4 protein-coding genes are annotated in these 2,811 nt (G+C 63.2%); 3 read left to right on the forward strand and 1 reads right to left on the reverse strand.

Going from position 1 to position 2,811, the window contains the following annotated elements; translation table 11 throughout:
- The 3 genes from FLM9_RS02970 to dnaB all read left to right on the forward strand — a co-directional run.
- The coding region (locus FLM9_RS02970) for an acyl-CoA desaturase (protein WP_180365282.1) at positions 1 to 677 on the forward strand (677 nt) is incomplete at its 5' end.
- Positions 649 to 1,104 carry a 50S ribosomal protein L9 gene (gene rplI, locus FLM9_RS02975; RefSeq protein WP_074457191.1) on the forward strand — a complete coding sequence of 152 codons (456 nt, stop codon included), beginning with the start codon at positions 649 to 651 and terminating at the stop codon, positions 1,102 to 1,104. The genes FLM9_RS02970 and rplI, both read left to right, overlap by 29 nt.
- 33 nt (positions 1,105 to 1,137) lie before the next feature.
- Positions 1,138 to 2,553, forward strand: coding sequence for a replicative DNA helicase (gene dnaB / locus FLM9_RS02980; protein ID WP_081340155.1), 1,416 nt, complete (start codon positions 1,138 to 1,140; stop codon positions 2,551 to 2,553).
- A 38-nt stretch (positions 2,554 to 2,591) separates the two neighbouring features.
- On the opposite strand, the gene FLM9_RS08360 is transcribed toward dnaB, so the two are convergent.
- A partial coding sequence (locus FLM9_RS08360) for a hypothetical protein (protein WP_218969726.1) occupies positions 2,592 to 2,811 on the reverse strand: 220 nt, incomplete at its 5' end.

Consider the following 2,811-nt stretch of genomic DNA (forward strand, 5'->3'; position numbering starts at 1 on the left):
GCTCCTTCCGGGTGCCCCGCTGGCTCCGGAATCTATTGGCAACGTGCGGCGCCCTCAGTTGTCAGCACGGCCCCGTGACGTGGGTGGGTCTCCATCGCCATCACCACCGCTTCTCCGACACCCACCAGGACCACCACAACAGCCTGTGCGGGTTCTGGTGGAGCCACATGGGCTGGATGCTGTTCGCAACGCCCGCCATGGCCCTGGTGCCCCAGTTCACCCGTGATCTCCACAACGACCCATGGCTGCGGTTTCTGGACCGCTGGTTCCTGGCATTGCAGCTTCCCCTCGCCATGGCCCTTTACCTGTTGGGGGAGCGTCTGGGGGTGGGTGGCTGGTCCCTGGTGCTCTGGGGCATCCCCCTGCGGTTAGTGGCAGTCTACCATGTCACCTGGTTGGTGAACTCCGCCACCCACGCCTGGGGCTACCGCTCCTTTGCCACCGCTGACGCGTCCCGCAATTGCTGGTGGGTGGCCCTGCTCTCCTTCGGGGAGGGGTGGCACAACAACCACCATGCCGTTCCCTTCAGCGCCCGCCAGGGCCTGCGCTGGTTTGAACTGGATCTCACCTGGCAACACATTCGCCTTCTCCAGGCCCTGGGGCTGGCGCGAGGGGTTAAGGTGGCGCTTTGTGAACAGGGGTCCAGCCATGGCCAAGCGGTTTCAGGTGGTGCTTAAAGAGGACGTCAGCACCCTGGGCAAACGCGGCGACGTGGTGGATGTGGCCCCGGGCTTTGCCCGCAACTTTTTGGTGCCCCAAGGCAAAGCCCTGCCCGTCACCGCTGCTGTTCTTAAGCAGGTTGAGCATCACCGCGCCAAGGAGGCCGAGCGCAAGGAAGCCGAGCGTCAGGATGCTCTGGCGTTCCGCACCGCCCTTGCCACCATCGGCGCCCTGAAGATCCGCAAACACACGGGCACTGACGGCGTGCTCTTTGGCACGGTCACCAACGGGGACGTGGCGGAGGCCGTTACCGCCGCCACCCAGAGGGACGTGGAGCGGCGCGACATCGAGGTGCCGGAAATTCACCGCGTCGGCGACTACACAGCCCTGCTGCGCCTCCAGAGCGGCATCACCGCCGAGGTGAAGCTTTCCGTGGTGGGGTAGTAGGGTTCTGTGCCTTGAGCCGCCACCAATGCCATGGTGACCGCTCCCTCCAGCCCACAACAGCCCAGGGATTCATCCTTGCCGCGGCCGTCCGATGATGCCGTGCCCAGCGCTGGCAACCCCTTCAGTGCTCTCCCCAGCCAGGTGCCGCCCCAGAGCCTAGAGGCGGAAGAGGCCGTCCTGGGGGGCATCCTGCTGGACCCGGAGGCCATGGCCAGGGTGGCGGACATCCTCCATCCCGACGCCTTCTACGTGGCGGCCCATCGGGAGATCTTCCGCACCGCCCTGTCGCTGTACAGCCAGAACAAACCCACGGACCTCACCTCCATGACCATGTGGCTGGCGGATGCGGGCCGTCTGGACCAAGTGGGAGGCAGCATGCGGCTGGCCCAGCTTCTGGAGCGCATTATCGGCACTGCAGCCATCGACCAGTACGCCCAGCTTGTGATGGACAAGTACCTGCGGCGGCAGTTGATCAAGGCGGGCAACGACGTGATGGAACTGGGATTTGACCAGCGGCGACCCCTGGGTGGCTTGCTGGACGAAGCGGAGCAGAAGATCTTTTCCATTAGCAAGGAACGCCCCCAAGGGGGCTTAGTGCCCGCCGTGGAAATCCTCACCAGCACCTTCAACGAAATCGAGAGCCGCTCCATGGGCGACTCCGTGGCGGGCATCCCGGTCAACTTCTACGACCTGGACGCCATCACCCAGGGGCTGCAGCGCAGTGACCTGATCATCGTTGCTGGCCGCCCCGCCATGGGGAAAACCTCCATCGTGCTCACCATGGCCAAGAACGTGGCGGCACTCCATCAACTGCCCGTCTGCATGTTCAGCCTGGAGATGAGCAAGGAGCAACTCACCTACCGGCTGCTGTCCATGGAAACGGGCATTGAAAGCGGCCGCCTGCGCACAGGACGCCTCAACCAGGAGGAGTGGCCCCTGCTGGGCCAGGGCATCAGCAGCCTGAGCCAGCTTCCCATCTTCATCGACGACAAGCCCAACAGCGGCGTGATGGAAATGCGCTCCCTGTGCCGCCAGTTGATGGCCCAGCAGCGCGGGCAACTGGGCATGGTGGTGGTGGACTACCTCCAGTTGATGGAGGGGTCCAATTCGGACAACCGGGCCCAGGACCTTTCCGTCATCACCCGTGGCCTGAAGCAGTTGGCCCGGGAACTGCAGGTGCCGGTGGTGGCCCTCTCCCAACTGAACCGCGGCGTGGAGTCCCGCACCAACAAGCGGCCTATGCTCAGTGATCTGCGGGAGTCCGGCTCCATTGAGCAGGACGCCGACCTGGTGCTGATGATCTACCGGGACGAGTATTACAACCCGGAAACACCAGACAAGGGCCTGGCCGAGGTGATCGTCACCAAGCACCGCAACGGCCCGGTGGGCACCGTCAAGCTCCTCTTCGAATCCCAGTACACCCGCTTCCGCAACCTGGCCACCTAGGGCTGGTCTACAAGCATCACCAGCACCCACGATCCAGGCTATTGGTTAGGATGAAGAAGTAAAATGGCCAGGGGGAGCAGCGCGAGGCCGATCAGCATCGATGTTATTTGCAGGAGCAGGGGGACTAAGGAAAACCTGGGAAATGGGGAGAGGATGTGTAATAGTGAAGGGAGCAACCTTAGAGCTCCATGAGCAAAGACTGTCAACTTGGCTTCAGCGATTTTGAGCAGAGTATGGTGAAGAGAGAGCAAGCGTGAG

Origin of the sequence: Candidatus Synechococcus spongiarum (assembly GCF_900047545.1) — a bacterium.
Lineage (GTDB): Bacteria > Cyanobacteriota > Cyanobacteriia > PCC-6307 > Cyanobiaceae > Synechococcus_B > Synechococcus_B spongiarum_C.